The 17,856-nt window shown below is 55.1% G+C and carries 14 protein-coding genes; 10 read left to right on the forward strand and 4 right to left on the reverse strand.

Annotated features, from left to right (window positions below):
- Window positions 1–44: 44 nt before the first annotated feature.
- The 5 genes from GKG34_RS07165 (at window position 45) to GKG34_RS07185 (ending at window position 7,311) form a co-directional block, all read left to right on the forward strand.
- On the forward strand, window positions 45–3,059 hold the full coding sequence (locus GKG34_RS07165) for a glycoside hydrolase family 2 TIM barrel-domain containing protein (protein ID WP_005943346.1): 3,015 nt from the start codon (window positions 45–47) through the stop codon (window positions 3,057–3,059).
- A gap of 648 nt (window positions 3,060–3,707) precedes the next feature.
- Window positions 3,708–5,297, forward strand: a complete 1,590-nt coding sequence (locus GKG34_RS07170; protein ID WP_154255879.1) for a recombinase family protein — start codon at window positions 3,708–3,710, stop codon at window positions 5,295–5,297.
- A 337-nt stretch (window positions 5,298–5,634) separates the two neighbouring features.
- Window positions 5,635–5,853, forward strand: a complete 219-nt coding sequence (locus tag GKG34_RS07175; protein WP_005942311.1) for a DUF6061 family protein — start codon at window positions 5,635–5,637, stop codon at window positions 5,851–5,853.
- A 19-nt stretch (window positions 5,854–5,872) separates the two neighbouring features.
- The gene (locus GKG34_RS07180) at window positions 5,873–6,094 is read left to right on the forward strand and encodes a family 1 glycosylhydrolase (protein ID WP_005942308.1); all 222 of its coding nucleotides are present in this window, start codon (window positions 5,873–5,875) and stop codon (window positions 6,092–6,094) included.
- A gap of 68 nt (window positions 6,095–6,162) precedes the next feature.
- Window positions 6,163–7,311 carry a M20/M25/M40 family metallo-hydrolase gene (locus tag GKG34_RS07185; protein ID WP_005942306.1) on the forward strand — a complete coding sequence of 383 codons (1,149 nt, stop codon included), beginning with the start codon at window positions 6,163–6,165 and terminating at the stop codon, window positions 7,309–7,311.
- Window positions 7,312–7,584: 273 nt separating this feature from the next.
- Here the strand turns inward: GKG34_RS07185 and GKG34_RS07190 are convergent, their stop codons facing one another.
- Together GKG34_RS07190 and GKG34_RS07195 are read right to left on the reverse strand one after the other, a co-directional pair.
- Complete coding sequence (locus GKG34_RS07190; protein ID WP_154255880.1) at window positions 7,585–10,020, reverse strand: glycosyl transferase; 2,436 nt, start codon at window positions 10,018–10,020, stop codon at window positions 7,585–7,587.
- Window positions 10,021–10,036: 16 nt separating this feature from the next.
- Window positions 10,037–10,225 carry a hypothetical protein gene (locus GKG34_RS07195; protein ID WP_154255881.1) on the reverse strand — a complete coding sequence of 63 codons (189 nt, stop codon included), beginning with the start codon at window positions 10,223–10,225 and terminating at the stop codon, window positions 10,037–10,039.
- Between the two features lie 314 nt (window positions 10,226–10,539).
- Here GKG34_RS07195 and GKG34_RS07200 point away from each other — a divergent pair, with 314 nt between their 5' ends.
- From GKG34_RS07200 to GKG34_RS07215, 4 genes are all read left to right on the forward strand, one after another.
- On the forward strand, window positions 10,540–11,547 hold the full coding sequence (locus GKG34_RS07200; RefSeq protein ID WP_154255882.1) for a LacI family DNA-binding transcriptional regulator: 1,008 nt from the start codon (window positions 10,540–10,542) through the stop codon (window positions 11,545–11,547).
- An 85-nt stretch (window positions 11,548–11,632) separates the two neighbouring features.
- Complete coding sequence (locus GKG34_RS07205) at window positions 11,633–13,063, forward strand: twin-arginine translocation signal domain-containing protein (protein WP_154255883.1); 1,431 nt, start codon at window positions 11,633–11,635, stop codon at window positions 13,061–13,063.
- Window positions 13,064–13,165: 102 nt separating this feature from the next.
- Window positions 13,166–14,137, forward strand: a complete 972-nt coding sequence (locus GKG34_RS07210) for a sugar ABC transporter permease (RefSeq protein ID WP_154255884.1) — start codon at window positions 13,166–13,168, stop codon at window positions 14,135–14,137.
- A gap of 2 nt (window positions 14,138–14,139) precedes the next feature.
- Window positions 14,140–15,006 carry a carbohydrate ABC transporter permease gene (locus GKG34_RS07215; protein ID WP_097774020.1) on the forward strand — a complete coding sequence of 289 codons (867 nt, stop codon included), beginning with the start codon at window positions 14,140–14,142 and terminating at the stop codon, window positions 15,004–15,006.
- 99 nt (window positions 15,007–15,105) lie between these two features.
- Here the strand turns inward: GKG34_RS07215 and GKG34_RS07220 are convergent, their stop codons facing one another.
- Both GKG34_RS07220 and GKG34_RS16055 read right to left on the reverse strand, forming a co-directional pair.
- The gene (locus GKG34_RS07220) at window positions 15,106–16,395 is read right to left on the reverse strand and encodes an O-acetylhomoserine aminocarboxypropyltransferase/cysteine synthase family protein (RefSeq protein WP_120081370.1); all 1,290 of its coding nucleotides are present in this window, start codon (window positions 16,393–16,395) and stop codon (window positions 15,106–15,108) included.
- A 112-nt stretch (window positions 16,396–16,507) separates the two neighbouring features.
- Window positions 16,508–16,639: a hypothetical protein gene (locus tag GKG34_RS16055; RefSeq protein WP_005942280.1), complete on the reverse strand. Its 132-nt coding sequence runs from the start codon at window positions 16,637–16,639 to the stop codon at window positions 16,508–16,510.
- A gap of 392 nt (window positions 16,640–17,031) precedes the next feature.
- Between GKG34_RS16055 and GKG34_RS07225 the strand changes: the two genes are divergently transcribed.
- The gene (locus tag GKG34_RS07225; protein ID WP_044953742.1) at window positions 17,032–17,763 is read left to right on the forward strand and encodes a biosynthetic peptidoglycan transglycosylase; all 732 of its coding nucleotides are present in this window, start codon (window positions 17,032–17,034) and stop codon (window positions 17,761–17,763) included.
- Window positions 17,764–17,856 lie beyond the last annotated feature (93 nt).

The raw sequence follows: 17,856 nt of genomic DNA on the forward strand, positions 1-17,856 counted from the left end.
TTCTGTGCTATAATGAGAGCAGAAAATGCTGCGAGGTGACATTTATGCCTTTAAATAATCCTATCACATCGGCGCTTCTGGCCGACCCGGAAATTTTCCAGCAGAACCGTTTGCCCTTCCACGCTCATTTTGCAGACCAGACAAGCCCGGAAATGCCGCTGGCCGTCAGCTTGGATGGCGAATGGGCTTTCCACTATGCGGAAAACCTGACTGCGCCTTTCTCAGACTGGGACACCCTGACCGTGCCCGGCTTCATCCAAATGCAGAGCCTGCAAAAGCCCGGCCAGCCCTACGGCACGCCCCATTACGTCAACACCCAGTACCCGTGGGACGGCCATGAAAAGCTGCACCCCGGTCAGATTCCGCAGGATTATAACCCCATCGGGGAATACCAGCGCAGTTTCACCCTGCCGGAAAGCTGGGCAAGCTGCTATCTGCGCCTGAACGGCGCGGACAGCGCTGCCGCCGTCTGGTGCAATGACGTTTACATCGGCTACACCGAGGATACCTTCACTCCCGCTGAATTTGACATGACCGCCGCCGTCCACCCCGGCGAAAATACCCTGACGGTACAGGTGTACCGTTTCTCCTCCGGCAGCTGGCTGGAGGATCAGGATTTCTGGCGCATGAGCGGCTTGTTCCGCTCTGTGGAGCTGTTCACAAAGCCGGAAATTCACCTCGAGGATGTCTTTGTGAAGCAGGATTTTGCCCCGGACTTTTCCAGTGCCACTGTCACCTTTGATTGCAAGGTCAGCGGCGCGGGCACCATCTCGGTGGTGTTTGATGGCGAGGAGCAGTCTGCTGAGGTGGGCGAACCTGCCGAATACGACAGCGGTGTGGTGTTCGGCAAGGGCGAGGCCGACCCGGACGTGGAAGAGGACGTGCAGGATGTCTCCTTCACCTTTACGGTGGAGCATCCCACCCTGTGGAGCGCCGAGCAGCCGAACCTGTACGAAGCAGAAATTGCCCTGCTGAACGAGGGTGCTCTCGTGGAGCGCACCGGATTGAAAGTCGGCTTGCGTAAGTTTGAGCTGAAAGAACGCCAGATGCTTTTGAACGGCAAGCGTATCGTGTTCAAGGGTGTCAACCGCCACGAGTGGAGCTGCCGCACCGGCCGCACCGTCAGCCGGGAAGAGATGCTGTGGGATGTAAAGAACCTGAAGGCCCACAACGTCAACGCCGTGCGCACCAGCCACTACCCCAACGACCCCTATTTCCTGTCCCTCTGCGATGAATACGGCCTGTATGTCATCGGGGAGACCAATCTGGAGACCCACGGCACATGGCAGAAGCTGGGTGCGGACGGCTCGGACGAGTGGACGCTGCCCGGTGCCCGCCCGGAGTGGCGGGAAAATGTGCTTGCCCGCGCCGAAGCCATGCTGGAACGGGACAAAAACCACCCGGCCATCCTCATTTGGTCTTGCGGCAACGAGAGCCACGGCGGCAAGACCCTGTGGGAGATGAGCGAGTATTTCCGCAACACCGACCCCAGCCGCCTTGTGCACTACGAGGGCATTTTCTGGAACCGGGAGTACCCCGCCACCTCCGATATGGAAAGCCAGATGTACACCCCGGTGGCAGACATCAAAAAGTTTCTGGCAGAGCACCCGGAAAAGCCCTTTATCATGTGCGAGTACAGCCACGCCATGGGTAACAGCTGCGGCGGCATCACCGACTACACCGAGTATGCCTACGAAGAGCCCCTGTATCAGGGCGGGTTTATCTGGGAGTACATGGACCACGGCATTGCAGTGACAAGCCCGGACGGCAAGCCCGGCTTTGCCTATGGCGGCGACTTCGGCGACCGCCCCACCGACCGGGAATTCTGCGTGGACGGCCTTGTGCTGCCCGACCGCCGTAACACCCCCAAAATGGACGCCGTCAAGGCGGCCTACGCACCGCTGAAGATCACCCTGACCGACACGGAAGCCGTGATTGAAAACCGGAATCTCTTTACCGACCTGAACGCCTACGACCTTGTGTTTGCGTCCTCGGTCAACGGCAAGCCGGAGCGCCGGGCGGTGCTGCGGGCAGACTGCAAGCCGGGCGGGACGGAGCACATCCCGTTTCCCTTTGCCTTACCGGAGGCTGGGCTTGCCTGCATGACCGTTACCGCCATCCAGCGGGCTGCACTGCCCGGCATCCCGGCGGGCTATGAAGCCGCTTTGGGGCAGGTATGGCACAACTACGCCGTCGCCCGGCTGACCCTGCCCGCCCCGCAGCTGGTGGAGATGGACTGCAACGTCGGCGTAAAGGGCGAGGGCTTCGAGTACATCTTTGGCCGAGGCAAGGGGCTGGTGTCCATCCGCTATAACGGCGTGCAGCTGCTGGACGATACCGTGCGCCCCAATTTCTGGCGTGCGCCCACCAACAACGACGAGGGCTGTGCAGAGCCGTTTACATTTGCCTTCTGGAAAACCGCCGGTCTCTACGCCCGCTGCGATAACCTGACCGCTGAAACAAAGGGCGATTTCGTCATCGCCCGCGCAAACTACACCCTGCCAGATGGGCAGACGCTGCCCATTGATTTTGCCATTGACGGCGCAGGCCGCTGTGATATCACCATGACATGGCAGGGCACGCGCACTGAGCTGCCGGAGTTCGGTCTGCTCTTCCCGCTGCGTCGGGAGCTGACGGAAGTCTCCTATCTGGGTCTTGGCCCCCGGGAGACCACCGCCGACCGCACTGCAGGCGGCAAGATGGGTGCGTGGAACTACAACGTCCGGCAGGATTTTGCCCAGAACACCCCGGTCTACCCGCAGGAGTGCGGCAGCCGCACCGGCGTGTACAGTGCAACTGTCACCGGCAGCGGATTGAATATAGGCATCGGCTTTGCAGGGGACGGCATGACCTTCTCGGCGCTGCCCTACACGCCCCATGAACTGGAAAACGCCCGCCACCTTTACGAGCTGCCCCGGGACGACAATAAGACGGTCGTCCGCTGCGCTGCTTTCCAGCGCGGCGTGGGCGGCGACAACAGCTGGGGCGCAAAGCCCCATGCAGACGCCTGCTTTGCGGTGGAGAAGGGAACCTCGTTCCGTTTTACGATTCAAAAATAAAAATTTACTTGGCTAAAGTGGTGGGTATCATCGTGATACCCACCACTTTGGTCTTGAGTAGCTTAAGCGAGCGACAACCACCAGCTCCGCTGGTGGAGTAGAAAATGCTTTAGCTATAAGATTCGAGCAAAGCGAGATGACAAAGAAATTGTTATCTTAGAAGATGCACTTTGCAACATAGCTCGTTAGAGCGGTAGGGCAGGTAATGCAGATGAAAGACGCTTGCTCGAGGCCCCTTGAGGGGCTTTGCCAGTAGGATGCCCTTCTAGGGCTTACTCAAGCCACCGGCTTAGCCGGTGGTTTTGACTATTGCGAAACCGTAACAAGACAAAAATCAGCGCAATATTCAAATAGTATATTTGCGATATGCAATCCAACGTTGTAGCTGCTGCATTAAAAAGTTGAATTTTTATGGTTTATGGAGAAATAAGGAATTGTGTCAAAATGACACAATTGCTCCGGGCACCTTCATAGAACCATGGAATGTGAATATTTTGCTTTCATAGGAGTTCATGTTTTTTACTGAATCTCGTGAAAAGCGTATAAAAAGCTTGCAATCATCTGTAAAATGTGGTATATCCATTATACGAAACATTGCTTTAAAAGAACACTCCACCGTTCAATGATGTGTAAAGTGAGGTGCCTGCCATGACCGCCGTGATCTATGCCCGCTATTCATCGGATAACCAGCGCGAAGAATCCATTGAAGGCCAGATTCGTGAATGCACTGCCTATGCGGAAAAGAACGGCATCACCATCGTCAAGCACTACATTGACCGTGCTATCTCTGCCAAGACGGACAACCGCCCGGAGTTTCAGCAGATGATTAAGGACAGTGACAAGAAGCTGTTTGACATCGTGCTGGTCTGGAAGTTGGATCGTTTTGCCCGGAACCGCTACGACAGTGCCCGGTACAAGACCCAGCTGAAGAAGAACGGTGTCAAGCTCATGTCTGCCACCGAGATCATCTCCGAGGGACCGGAGGGCATCATTCTGGAATCGGTGCTGGAAGGTTATGCCGAGTATTATTCCGCTGACCTGTCTGAAAAGGTCATTCGTGGCATGACCGAAAACGCACTGAAGGGAAAGTTCACTGGCGGTGCCATTCCCTTTGGCTACATCATCAACGCAGACCACCGCTTTGAAATCGACCCGTTGACTGCTCCCTTTGTGGCAGAAACCTTCCAGCGGTACAACGATGGCCAGACCATGCGGGAAATTCGGGATTGGCTGAACGAAAAGGGCGTCAAGAACCAGCGTGGCGGGCTGATGACCTTCAACACCATTCAGCATATGCTGAACAATCGCCGCTACATCGGGGAGCTGAAATATCGTGATGTTTTGATTCCCGATGCGATTCCCTCCATTGTGTCCGCAGAGCTTTTCAACGATGTGCAGGAGAAGATCGCAAAAAACAAGAAAGCCCCTGCCCGTAGAAAGGCAGAGGACGATTATCTGCTCACCACCAAGCTGTTCTGCGGCTACTGTGGGGCGTTGATGTTTGGCGAGAGCGGCACAAGCCGGACGGGTGAAGTTCACCGCTACTATAAATGTGCTACTGCCAAAAAGCACAAGGGCTGCAAGAAAAAGACCGTCCGCAAACAGTGGCTGGAAGATTTGGTAGTCAACCAGACCATGCAGCTTGTGAAAGACGATGCCGCTATGGAATCCATCATCGCCAAGGTGATGGAACTGCAAAATAAGGAGAACACCAACATTCCACTCTATGAGAAGCAGCTTCGGGATGCGGAATCTGGTATCCAGAATATGCTGAACGCGATACAGGCTGGAATTCTGACCAGTTCCACCAAGGAGCGGCTGGAGCAGCTGGAAGAAACCAAGCGTGAGCTTGAAGCCCGCATTGCGGAAGAAGAGCTGGCGAAGCCGAAAGTGACCGAAGAATTCATTCGGTTCTGGCTGCTGCGGTTTCGCAAGCTGGACATGAGCCTGAAAGACCAGCGGCAGGCGCTGGTGGATACGTTTATCAATGCGATTTATCTGTATGATGATAAGGTTTTGATAACTTTTAATTATAAAGAAGGAACACAGACCGTCACCTTTGGAGAAGCGACAGAAGTTGCATCCGAGGGAAATGGTTCGGATTTGGATTGCTTTACTGCACCAAGAAAAACCAGTACACAATGTGTACTGGTTTTTCTTTTTCGGTGCGGAAAAGGACTTGAACAGGGCGGCGGCGCGCAGCGCCGTAAGCAATCAGCCCGGTGGGCTGTTGCTTAGCCCGCGGTTCCCAACCCGTAGGAATGTCTACCGGGAGGCAGACTGTCCACTGTCTTTTTTGTTTTACATGGCAGTTTCCCTTTAGCAGTAACTGCGGATAAGAGGACTTGAACAGCAACGACGACGACCGCAGCCAGCGGCTGAAACAGGGAGGAGTTGTTGGGGCCGCGTTCTGATTTTTCAAAGCCCTGCCAAGGGGCTGCAGAAAAATCAGCAAACGCAACCCGTAAGGCCCTGACCGCCAGATTCCGCCGCGGTTCCCAACCCGTAGGAATGGGAGGCTACCGCTTATTTTGCTTCACCCAATAATTCCCCTTTCGTAGTAACAGCGGGTAACATGGACACCGGCTGCGTGGAGCTTCTGCTCCGGAATGGGAGAAAAATTTCCATTGACTATACCGGGGTCGAGGATGCACTGGACGTGACCATGGCGCAGAGGTCAGAGTTGAATTATCTCATCTATAATGACCCGCTGGGCTATGCCGATTTGATTCTGAACGGCGACCCAGAGGAATATTTGAAAACCGTAACCGGGAGCCATGGGTTAGAAGATTAAAAATCACGAAAAGCTGGCGATGAAGGAGGCTGTCAAGGACGGCGTGGAGTTGATTGGCTATACCATGTGGGGCTTTATCAATCTGGTCTCCTGCGGCAGCATGGAAATGTCCAAGCGGTATGGCGTGATCTATGTGGATCAGGATGATGCCGGTCACGGCACACTGGCTCGCAGTAGAAAAGACAGTTTTTACTGGTATCAGAAGTGTATCGCCACCAATGGTGAAGACTTAGAAGGCTAAATGAAGGCCGGAACCGCGGGCAGGAAACTGTCTGCGGTTTTCGGCGTGTTCAGGGAGGGAAAGTTTTTATGAACGAACAGACAAAAGCGCAGGTGGAAGCTTATGCAGAAGAATGCCGCACCGAACAGCTGGAACTGCTGCGCACACTGGGAAAGATGCCTGCGCCGACCCGAAAGGAGGATTTTCGGGCAGCATTCTGCCGGGATTGGCTCCGGGCACAAGGGGCAGAAAATGTCCGCATCGACAGCGCTAAAAATGTGATCTGCAAACTGGGGCCGGACACTGAGGAACTGGTCGTTTTTGCCGCCCACACGGATATTGTGTTCCCAGATGTAGAAAATCTTCCCCTGCGGGAAGAGGGCGGTAAGCTATTTGCGCCGGGCATCGGCGATGATACTGCCAACCTCGTCAACTTGCTGATGGCTGCAAAATATCTGATCCAGAAACAAACCGCGCTGGAATATGGTGTGCTGGTGGTGGCGAATGCCTGCGAAGAAGGTCTGGGCAATCTGGACGGTACGAAGGCGTTGTTTGCCAAGTACGGCACCCGTATTCAGGGGTTCTATTCTTTTGATATCTATATGCCGCTTTGCTGCAGCAGTGCCGTGGGTTCTTATCGGTATAAGATCACCTGTAAAACGCCCGGTGGTCACTCCTATGCAAATTTTGGCGACCCCAGTGCCATTCAACTGCTGTGTGGACTCGTGAATGAACTGTACCAGATCCAACCGCCGGTACGCTCCCGCACCACCTATAATGTAGGGCGTATCGAGGGTGGCACAACGGTCAACTCCATTGCACAGCAGGCATCCATGCTGTACGAGTTCCGTTCCACTGCACAGGATTGTCTGGAAGAGATGGAAGAAAAATTCCGTCGTGCTGTGGCGCACTGGAATGGCAGAGGTGGCGATTTTGAGGTGGAGCTGCTGGGCATCCGTCCCGGCAACGGCCCTGTTGACCAGAAAAAACTCGGTCAATTCACGGAAAAAAGTAAAGAGATTGTTCGCACCTTCACAGGCCGTGAACCGGACGAAACGCCCAACTCCACGGACAGCAACATCCCGCTGTCGCTGGGTATCCCGGCCAATACCATTGGTACGATAGATGGCGGATCGGCGCATACCCGGCAGGAGTGGGTGGACATTGCCAGCTTGCCCACAGGATTGAAAATCGTTCTCGGGCTGATGCTGGAGTATCAGAAAAACAATTGCTTTTGAAATAAGCATGGGGTGTTCTGGCGGCAGTAGGGGGCTGTTGCAAAATAGCTCCAACAAAAAATGAGATAGACTTCCCCGAAAGGGGTTACCTATCTCATTTTTTGTTGTAAGCTGAGGTTGTGAAAAAACAGATACAACAGAAACAGTATTCCCGGCAAAAATAAACTGCCAAACAAAAAGCCCCCGCATTATGATGCCAAGCAGGATCGTAATGCGGAGGCCGCTGTTCTTTCAGAACAGCACAAAGGAGAAATTATGAAAATGCAGTAAAGGTTATCCCATGGTCACCTGCACCTCTACCACAGCGCCTTCTGGTGCCAGCGGCAGCAGGCTGCCCTCAATGGGCTTGCCATCCACAGCGACGCTCTTCACACCGTACTGGACTGCAGCGGTATTATCCACTGCAATGTGATAGGTTGCGCCCCGGTAGCGGCGGGTAACGGTGAAGCCGCCCAGCGTGTGTGGGATACAGGGGTCTACCTTCAGGCCGTCCAGCGTGGGCTGGATGCCAAGGATATACTGGCTCACATTGAAGAAGGTCCATGCGGCAGTGCCGGTCAGCCAGCTGTTCTTTGCTTCGCCAAAGGTGGGGGCATCCTTACCGGCCACCATCTGGCTGTAGACATAGGGTTCGGTGCGGTGGATCTCGGAAATACCCTCGATGTAGGCCGGGCATGTCTTGCGGTACACCTCAAAAGCCCGGTCGCCATGCCCCAGAACGGCTTCGGCACAGCTGATCCACGGATTGTTGTGGCAGAAGATACCGGCGTTCTCCTTGTATCCCGGAGGATAGCTGGAAATTTCGCCCAGATTGAGCTGATAACTGGTGTATGCAGGTTGGTGCAGAACCACACCGTACTTGGTATCCAGCCGTTCCTCTACGCTCTTCAATGCCTGCGCGGCCTGACCGGTCTCCTTGCCAATGCCAGCCATGACGCACATGCCCTGCGGCTCAATGAAGATCTGGCCCTCGGTGCACTCCTTGCTGCCAACAGGCTTTCCAAAAGCATCGTAGGCGCGGCGGAACCATGCGCCGTCCCAGCCAGAGGTCAGGGCCGCCTGTTCCACGCCGTCCACGGCCTTGCGGGCCGCAGCGGCTTCATCGGCAAGGTTCAGGTGGTCGCACAGTTCGGCGTACTCGTGGCCGTACTTGACGAACATGCCCGCAATGAACACGCTTTCGGCCACAGGGCCTTCGCTGGGACCGGTGATCTGGAAGCTCTCGCCCGGGTGCTCCGAGAAACAGTTCAGGTTCAGGCAGTCGTTCCAGTCGGCGCGGCCAATGAGCGGCAGGCCGTGGGGGCCAAGGTGGGTGACGGTAAAGTTGAAGCTGCGGCGCAGATGCTCCATCAGGCTCTGTGCCTTGCTGGCATCATTATCAAAGGGCACCTGCTCGTCCAGAATAGACCAGTCGCCGGTCTCGCGCAGATAGGCGGCAGTGCCGGCAATGAGCCACAGCGGGTCATCGTTGAAGCCGGTGCCGATATCGCGGTTGCCTTTCTTGGTCAGGGGCTGGTACTGGTGGTAGGCGCTGCCATCCTCAAACTGGGTGGCGGCGATATCCAGAATGCGCTCCCGTGCGCGGGACGGAATGATGTGTACAAAGCCCAGCAGATCCTGACAGCTGTCGCGGAAGCCCATGCCGCGGCCGGTCCCGCTTTCAAAGTAGCTGGCCGAGCGGCTCATATTGAAGGTGACCATACACTGATACTGGTGCCAGATGTTCACCATACGGTCCAGCTTTTCCTCGCCGGATTCCAGATGGTAGGTGGAGAGCAGAGCTTCCCAGTGGTCGGCCAGCGCCTTGCGGGCCGCGTCCACCTGTGCATCGGTGGCATAGCGTGCAATCATGGCATGGGCACGCTCCTTGTTGATGACACCGGGAGCCGTGAACTTTTCTTCCTGTGGGTTCTCGATGTAGCCCAGACCGAAGAGGATCTTCTTTTCCTCACCCGGTGCAAGGGTGACATGGATGTGCAGCGCGCCCACCGGTGCCCAGCCGTGGGCGATGCTGCCGGAGCAGTGCCCGGCGCGGACGGCCTGCGGGTCTGCAGGGCCGCCATACACACCGCAGAAGGCATCGCGGGTGGTATCAAAGCTGGTAACGGGCGTATTGCTCCAGAATACCGCATAGTGATTGCGGCGCTCACGGTATTCCGTCTTATGGTAGATGATGGCCGGCTCCACCTCCACCTCGCCGGTGGAGAAGTTGCGCTGGAAGTTGGAGCTGTCGTCAATGGCATCCCACAGGCAGAACTCCACATAGCTGAACACATCCAGCTCTTTTACGGCATCCGTCTTATTTTTCAAAGTCAGGCGGTCCAGCTCACAGGCATCGCCGGTGGGCACGAACAGCTCCTGCGCAGCGGAAACACCGTTCTTCTCACCCTCCAGAATGGTATAGCCCAGACCGTGGCGGCAGGCGTAGCTGTCCAGCTCTGTCTTGGTGGGCTGCCAGCCGGGGTTCCAGACGGTATCGCCATCCTTGATGTAAATGTGGTGGCCGTCCATATCCAGCGGGGAGCTGTTATAGCGGTAGCGGGTCAGGCGGCGCATCCGCGCATCGCGGTAAAAACTGTAGCCGCCCGCCGTATTTGAGACAAGACTGAAGAAGTCCTCGCTGCCAAGGTAGTTGATCCAGGGCAGAGGCGTGCGCGGGGTGGTGATGACATATTCTTTGCGTGCGTCATCAAAATGGCCGAATTTCATAAATGCTTCCTCCTTATCAGCTGCCGGCAGCCCCGGCGGCATCGCTTTTGCGAAAACGATTAAGGCAGACGATCAAAGCATTCTCTTTGCTTCTAGCATAGCCCAAGCAGGCCAAAAAAGCAAGAGGATTTTCTAAAAAAATTCTGAAAGTATCTTTCATAAATACGCATGTTTCCATGATTTTCAGAAAATTCATTTCAAGCACGCTTTTTGTGTTTCCTGTAAGCGAAAACGCTGAAACACAATTTATAGGTAATATTATATACGGCGAAAATCGTAACGAAACCGCAACGAAAATCTTTTGATTTTAACCGAAATGTAACGAAACCCATCCAAGATGCACAATTTCGGTTCTTCAGAAACGAACAAAACGCCAAAATTGAGCCAAAAGCAATGAAAGTTATTCTTTTGAGCTTGATTTTTCGTACAAAATACGCTATCATGAAATTGCGAAAACGATTAAGGACTTGACGGAGAACATCCCCCGTAAAACGTTCTTCGGAAGGAGGCAAACGAGCGATGCCGTCCCTGAAAGATCTGGCAAAGGAATGCGGCGTATCGGTGGCAACGGTCAGCAAGGCGCTGAACGACCAGCCGGATATCTCGCCTGCCACACGAGAACGGGTGCGGGCCGCAGCGCACCGTATGGGCTACCTGCCCAATGCTGCCGCCCGTTCCTTGAAAACAAACCGTACTTACAATCTGGGCGTTCTGTTCGTGGATGAACGGCAGAGCGGCCTGACCCACGAATACTTTTCCGCCGTGCTGGACAGCTTCAAGGTGGAAGCCGAGAAACACGGCTACGACATCACCTTTATCAACCACAATATCAGCGGCAAGAGCATGAGCTACCTTGAGCACTGCCGCTACCGCAATGTGGACGGTGTGGTGATCGCCTGCGTGAACTTCTACGAGCCGCAGGTGGTGGAGCTGGTGAACAGCGAGGTGCCGGTGGTCACGATCGATCATGTGTTCAATAATCGCATGGCGATCCTCTCGGATAACGTTTTCGGCCTGAAGGCACTGGTGCGGCAGGCATGGGCCTGCGGCCACCGCCGCATCGCCTTTATCCACGGCGAAAAAACCGCCGTTACCGAGAACCGCGTTGCAGGTTTCTATCAGGCCTGCGAAGAGCTTGGCCTGAAGATCCCGGAAGCTTATGTGCGGGAGGGCATCTACCATGATGCCGACCGCTGTGCCGCCGAGACCAAAGCGCTGCTGGAGCTTCCGCAGCCGCCTACCTGCATCATCTTCCCGGACGATTTCTCCGCGCTGGGCGGCTACAACGCCATCAGCGAAGCGGGCCTTTCGATCCCGGAGGATGTTTCGGTGATGGGCTACGACGGCATCTACCTCTCGCGGGTGGTCAAGCCTCAGCTGGTGACTTACCAGCAGAACACCACCGCGCTGGGGCGCACCGCTGCCGACAAGCTCATTGAGCTCATCGAGCATCCAAGAGTGACCCTGCCCGAACAGATCCGCGTTTCCGGCAAATTGCTGGACGGCGGGTCGGTCAGCATTCTTTAATATGTCTCTAAAGGCTCTTGCTACGGAACCTTTTATGAAGAAAACTTTTGCAAATAATGGAAAACCATGAAGGAGGTTTACCCTTATGAAAAAGATCTCTCGCCGTAATTTCCTGCTCGCTTCCGGTGCCGTGACCATTGGTGCAGCTCTGGCTGCCTGCGGCGGTTCTTCCGCTTCCACCAGCACCGCTTCTTCTGCTCCGGCTTCCTCTGCTGCTCCCGCAGCACAGGGCAAGGTGCTGAACATCTGGTGCTGGAATGATGAGTTCCAGAGCCGCTTCAACGACTACTATCCGGAAGTTTCCGAGATCGCAGCCGACAAGTCCACCACCACCCTGAAGGATGGCACCGTTGTGAAGTGGACCATCAATGCCAACGAGAACAACAACTATCAGAACAAGCTGGACGAAGCCCTGCTGAGTCAGGACAGCGCTGCTGATGACGACAAGATCGACATCTTCCTGATTGAGGCTGACTATGCTCTGAAGTATGTGGATTCCGATTACGTTCTGGATGTCAAGGCAGACATCGGCCTGACCGACGACGATCTGGCTGGCCAGTACCAGTACACCAAGGACATCGTTAGTGTGGACGGCAGCCAGCGCGGCACCACCTGGCAGGCAACTCCCGGTCTGTTTGCATACCGCCGCAGCATTGCCAAGGATGTTCTTGGCACCGATGATCCCGCCGAAGTGCAGACCTACCTGTCCGACTGGGATAAGTTCAATGATGTAGCTGCACAGGCAGCCGCCAAGGGCTACAAGATGCTGTCCGGCTTTGATGATGCATACCGCACCTTCTCCAACAACGTGGCAGCTCCGTGGGTCACCGGCACTACCGTTACCGTTGATGAGAACATTATGAAGTGGGTCGATCAGACCAAGGAGTACACCGATAAGGGCTATAACAACAAGTCCAGCCTGTGGGACAGCCAGTGGGCAGCCGATCAGGGTCCCACCGGTAAGGTGTTCGGCTTCTTCTACTCCACTTGGGGCATCAACTTCACCCTGCTGGGCAACTCGCTGGAGACTCCTGTCGCTGAGGGCGGCAAGGAAGAAGTTGGCAACGGTATCTACGGCGATTACGCTGTGTGCGAAGGCCCTCAGCCCTACTACTGGGGCGGCACCTGGATCTGCGGCGCAGCCGGCAGCGACAACATCGAGACCATTAAGGATGTTATGCAGAAGCTGACCTGCGATGAAGCCATCATGAAGCAGATCACCATGGATACGCAGGACTACACCAACAACGAGAAGGCTATGAACGAGATCGCAAACAGCGATTACAGCTCCGCTTTCCTGGGCGGCCAGAACCACATCGCTCTGTTTGCAGAGGCTGCAGCCAAGATCGATATGTCCAACGCCGGTCCGTACGATCAGGGCCTGAATGAGAGCTTCCAGAATGCATTCAAGGATTACTTTACCGGCAACGTGGACGAAGATACCGCAAAGGCAAACTTCGAGACCGCTATCAAGGAGAAGTATCCTGAGCTGACCGACGTGGTGTGGCCCGCATAATAGCAGCCGACCCTAAAACGGAAAAGTGAATACGCAGGGGCGGGCCGGACGCTGTTCCCGCCCGCCCCTGTTCTTTCCGCAAATTTATCAGGAGGCGATCCTATGGGAGAAAAGAAAAAGAAAGGGTCGATCAGCTACGCGAAATGGGGCTACATCTTCATTGCGCCGTTCTTCATCATCTTCGCGGTATTCCAGCTGATCCCTCTGGCATCCACCATTTACTACAGCTTTTTTGAATATTACCGCAGCGGCCTGAAGATCATTGGCCCGAACTTTGTGGGCCTGAAAAACTACATTACCCTGTTCGCCACCGATCTGCCCAAGTACTTTGGCAACACGCTGATCCTGTGGATCATCGGCTTTATCCCGCAGATCGCCATTTCCCTGTTGCTGGCAGCATGGTTCACCGATCTGCGCCTGAAGCTGAAGGGCCAGACCTTCTTCAAGACGGTCATCTACATGCCCAACCTGATCATGGCCTCCGCCTTTGCAATGCTGTTCTTCGCGCTGTTCTCGGACAACGGCCCGGTGAACGCCGTGCTGCTGAGCATGGGCTGGATCAAAGAACCCATCAGCTTTTTGAACACCGTGTGGGGCAACCGCGGGCTGATCGGCCTGATGAACTTCCTGATGTGGTTCGGCAACACCACCATCATGCTGATGGCTGCGATCATGGGCGTGGATCCCACCCTGTACGAAGCGGCTGAACTGGACGGCTGCACCCCGAACCAGATGTTCTGGAAGATCACCATTCCGCTGATCCGTCCCATCCTTGTTTACGTCATGATCACCTCCATGATCGGCGGCCTGCAGATGTTCGATGTGCCGCAGATTTTGACCAACGGCAAGGGCGGCCCGGACCGCACCTCCACCACCATGATCATGTACCTGAACAACCACCTGTTCAGCAAGAACTACGGCATGGCCGGTGCAGTCTCGGTGGTGCTGTTCCTCGTGTGCGCAGTGCTGTGCGTTGTGGTCTACTTCTCCCTTACCAAGGAGGATGACGGCCTGACCCGCGCCCAGCGCAAAGAACTGAACGCCGCCAAAAAGGCAGCAAAAGGAGGGAAATGATTATGGCACACACTCCTAGAAATCAATCGGAAAAAGCAACACTGGCTGCACGCCGCGCATGGTGTTATCTGGTGCTGGTGCTCATCAGCTTTTTGTGCCTGTTCTTCTTCTATGTGCTGGTGATCAACTCCACCCGCACCCACTTCGAGATCCAGAAAGGCTTCTCGCTGCTGCCGGGCAAATCGCTCATTACCAACTTCCAGAACGTGCTGGCCGATGCTAACATCCCTGTCATCACCGGCATCCGCAACAGCCTGATCGTCTCTGCCTGCTCGGCGGCGTTCAGCGTGTACTTCTCGGCCCTGACGGCCTACGGCATCTACGCCTATAACTTCAAATTCAAAAAGGCCGCGTTTGCCATTATCCTGCTGATCATGACCATGCCCACGCAGGTGTCGGCTCTGGGCTTTTTGCAGCTCATCACCAAGATGGGCCTGAAGAACAGCTTTATCCCGCTGATCCTGCCCAGCATTGCAGCGCCCACCGTGTTCTTCTTCATGAAGCAGTATCTGGACGCTTCCCTTCCCATGGAGATCGTAGAGGCTGCCCGCATCGACGGTGCAGGCGAGTTCTACACCTTCAACAAGATCGTGCTGCCCATTATGAAGCCCGCTCTGGCAGTGCAGGCCATTTTCTCCTTCGTGGCCAGCTGGAACAACTACTTCATTCCCGCTCTGGTGCTGGACAGCGCCGACAAAAAGACCCTGCCCATCCTGATTGCACAGCTGCGCAGTGCAGACTTCCTCAAGTTTGATATGGGCAAGGTTTACATGATGGTGGCTATCGCCATTCTGCCCGTCATCATCGTGTACCTGCTGCTTTCCAAGTTCATCGTCCGCGGTGTTGCTTTGGGCGGCGTGAAAGGCTGACGGCATTTTGCTGTGTTTAGGATATAAGGAATTTTTGGAAGAGATCAGGAGAAAAAACAAGGCATACACATTCTGTCGGAGGTTTTAAGGGGATAAGATTTACTCGCCGCGGACGGCTGCGAAACCTGCTTCCAGATCAGCAATGATATCGTCGATGTGCTCAGTGCCGATGGACAGGCGGATGGTGTTCTGATAGATCTGCTGCTCGGCCAGCTCTTCGTCGTTCAGCTGGCTGTGGGTGGTGGAAGCCGGGTGGATGACCAGACTCTTCACATCAGCAACGTTTGCCAGCAGGGAGAAGACCTTCAGGTTATCGATGAACTTGAATGCTTCCTCGCGGCCGCCTTTGATGTTGAAGGTGAAGATGGAAGCACCGCCGTTGGGGAAGTACTTCTCGTACAGGGCGTGATCCGGGTGATCCGGCAGGGAGGGGTGGTTGACCTTCTCCACCTGCGGGTGGTTTGCCAGAAACTCGACTACCTTCTTGGTGTTCTCCACATGGCGCTCGATGCGCAGGCTCAGGGTCTCGGTGCCCTGCAGCAGCAGGAAGGCGTTGAACGGCGAAATGGTGGCACCGGTATCACGCAGCAGGATCGCACGGATGTAGGTGACAAAAGCTGCGGGGCCTGCTGCATCGGCAAAGGAAACGCCGTGGTAGCTGGGGTTGGGGTCAGCAATGTTGCCGAACTTACCGCTTGCCTTCCAGTCGAACTTGCCGCTGTCCACAATGATGCCGCCCAGCGTGGTGCCGTGGCCGCCGATGAACTTGGTGGCGGAATGAACAACGATATCTGCGCCGTGCTCAATGGGACGGATCAGGTACGGGGTGCCGAAGGTGTTATCGATGACCAGCGGCAGGCCGTGCTTGTGCGCGATGGCTGCAATGGCATCGATATCGGGGATATCGCTGTTGGGGTTGCCCAGAGTTTCCAGATAGACGGCCTTGGTGTTGGGCTGGATGGCATTCTCCACCTCAGCCAGATCGTGTGCGTTCACAAAGGTGGTGGTGACGCCGAACTGGGTCAGGGTGTGCTCCAGCAGGTTGTAGCTGCCGCCGTAGATGGTCTTCTGAGCCACGATGTGGTCACCGGCCTGTGCCAGTGCTTCGATGGTGTAGGTGATGGCAGCGGCACCGGAGGCGGTTGCCAGAGCAGCCACGCCGCCCTCCAGCGCAGCGATGCGCTTCTCGAACACGTCCTGCGTGGAGTTGGTCAGGCGGCCGTAGATGTTGCCGGCATCTGCCAGACCAAAGCGATCTGCTGCGTGCTGGCTGTTGCGGAACACATAGGAAGTGGTCTGATAGATAGGCACTGCACGGGAATCGGTTGCGGGATCGGCCTGCTCCTGGCCAACGTGAAGCTGCAGGGTCTCAAATTTATAGTTAGACATAGTATTTTACCTCTCTATTTGTACTTTTAGTATAATTTCCTGATACAAAAAATCCCGATGCGTGATACATAAGCGCACCGGGCAAACACAATTCAAAGCTATTCTGTCAACGTCACATTCGGGTACACATTCGTGCACAGCAAGAGGGCATCGTACAGTTCACAGCCAGATGTTCTGCCCGGTCACCGCACATTCGCCCACAGCGGAAGTTTGCATGCAGCAGGTCGTTCCAAATCAGCTTCATATCCGTGCCCTCCTTTCCCGTAAAACTCTTTCCCACTCATCTACAAACCGGCACCTCTATCTGCTCTGTACCGGGAAGCAAAACCTTTGCTTTCTTTTTCCCACTAGGTTTGTGGATTTGTTGTTTGCATTATATTCCCTCTTACCTAGTTTGTCAATAGGTTAATTCCAGTTTTTTTCAAATTGAGTTTTCTGCACGATGCGCAGCCCGCATTTGCAGCATCCCGTTGTGCAGTTCCAACAGGAGTAACACTTCTGCTTCTTCGAAAATTTTTATTTTTCCATTGATAAAACCTTAAAATTTTATTGTTATACTAAAGCTGTTCCTTGCAAACGCCCTGCAAATCGTTTATTATGGTAGCGTTCTTTTTTATCATCAAAGGAGTTTTTTCGATGCTGCATCGTTTCTTTCATTTTTTTAAGCAGAGCCTGCTCGTTGTTCTTTGCATCCTGCTGCTTGGCGGGCTGCTGGCAGGCGGCTGGTTCTTTTATCAGGGCAGGCAGCTGTACCGCAGTGCCGCCAGCAGTTACCCAGTGGCTTCCATGTACGACACCATCTGTGCCCGCGGGAGCTATACTTCCTACGATGCGCTGCCGCAGATCTATATTAACGCAGTCATCTGCACCGAGGACGAGCATTTTATGACCCACAAGGGCATCGACCCGGGGGCCATTGCCCGCGCCCTGCTGGCCGACCTGCGCACCCACTCGCTGGCCGAGGGTGGCAGCACCCTGACCCAGCAACTTGCCAAGAACGAGCTGTTCACGCAGGACAAGCATCTGGCCCGCAAGGCTGCCGAGATGCTTGCTGCTTTTGATATTGAAAAGACCTACTCCAAGCAGCAGATCTTTGAGATGTACGCCAACACCATCTATTTTGGCAGCGGGTATTATGGCATTGCAGAAGCTGCCGAGGGCTACTTTGGCAAGGAACCGGCCCAGCTGACCGATGCCGAAGCGATCTATCTGGCGGGTATGCCCAACGCGCCTTCCACCTACGCCAGCAGCCCGGAGCTTGCCTTCAAGCGGATGCAGGTGGTGCTCAAGCGGATGGTCAAGTGCCGCGTGCTCACCCAGCAGCAGGCCGATGCCATTGCCGCAGATGCTGAAAACTTAACGGTTTAAACAAGACACCGCGCCCTGTCTGCTGCGGATCAGACAAGGCGCGGTGTTTTGTTTTGCGGTATTTGGTTTGGTAAAGGAGGAATCATGTTACCC

Origin of the sequence: Faecalibacterium sp. BIOML-A4 (genome assembly GCF_009679665.1) — a bacterium.
GTDB lineage: Bacteria > Bacillota > Clostridia > Oscillospirales > Ruminococcaceae > Faecalibacterium > Faecalibacterium taiwanense.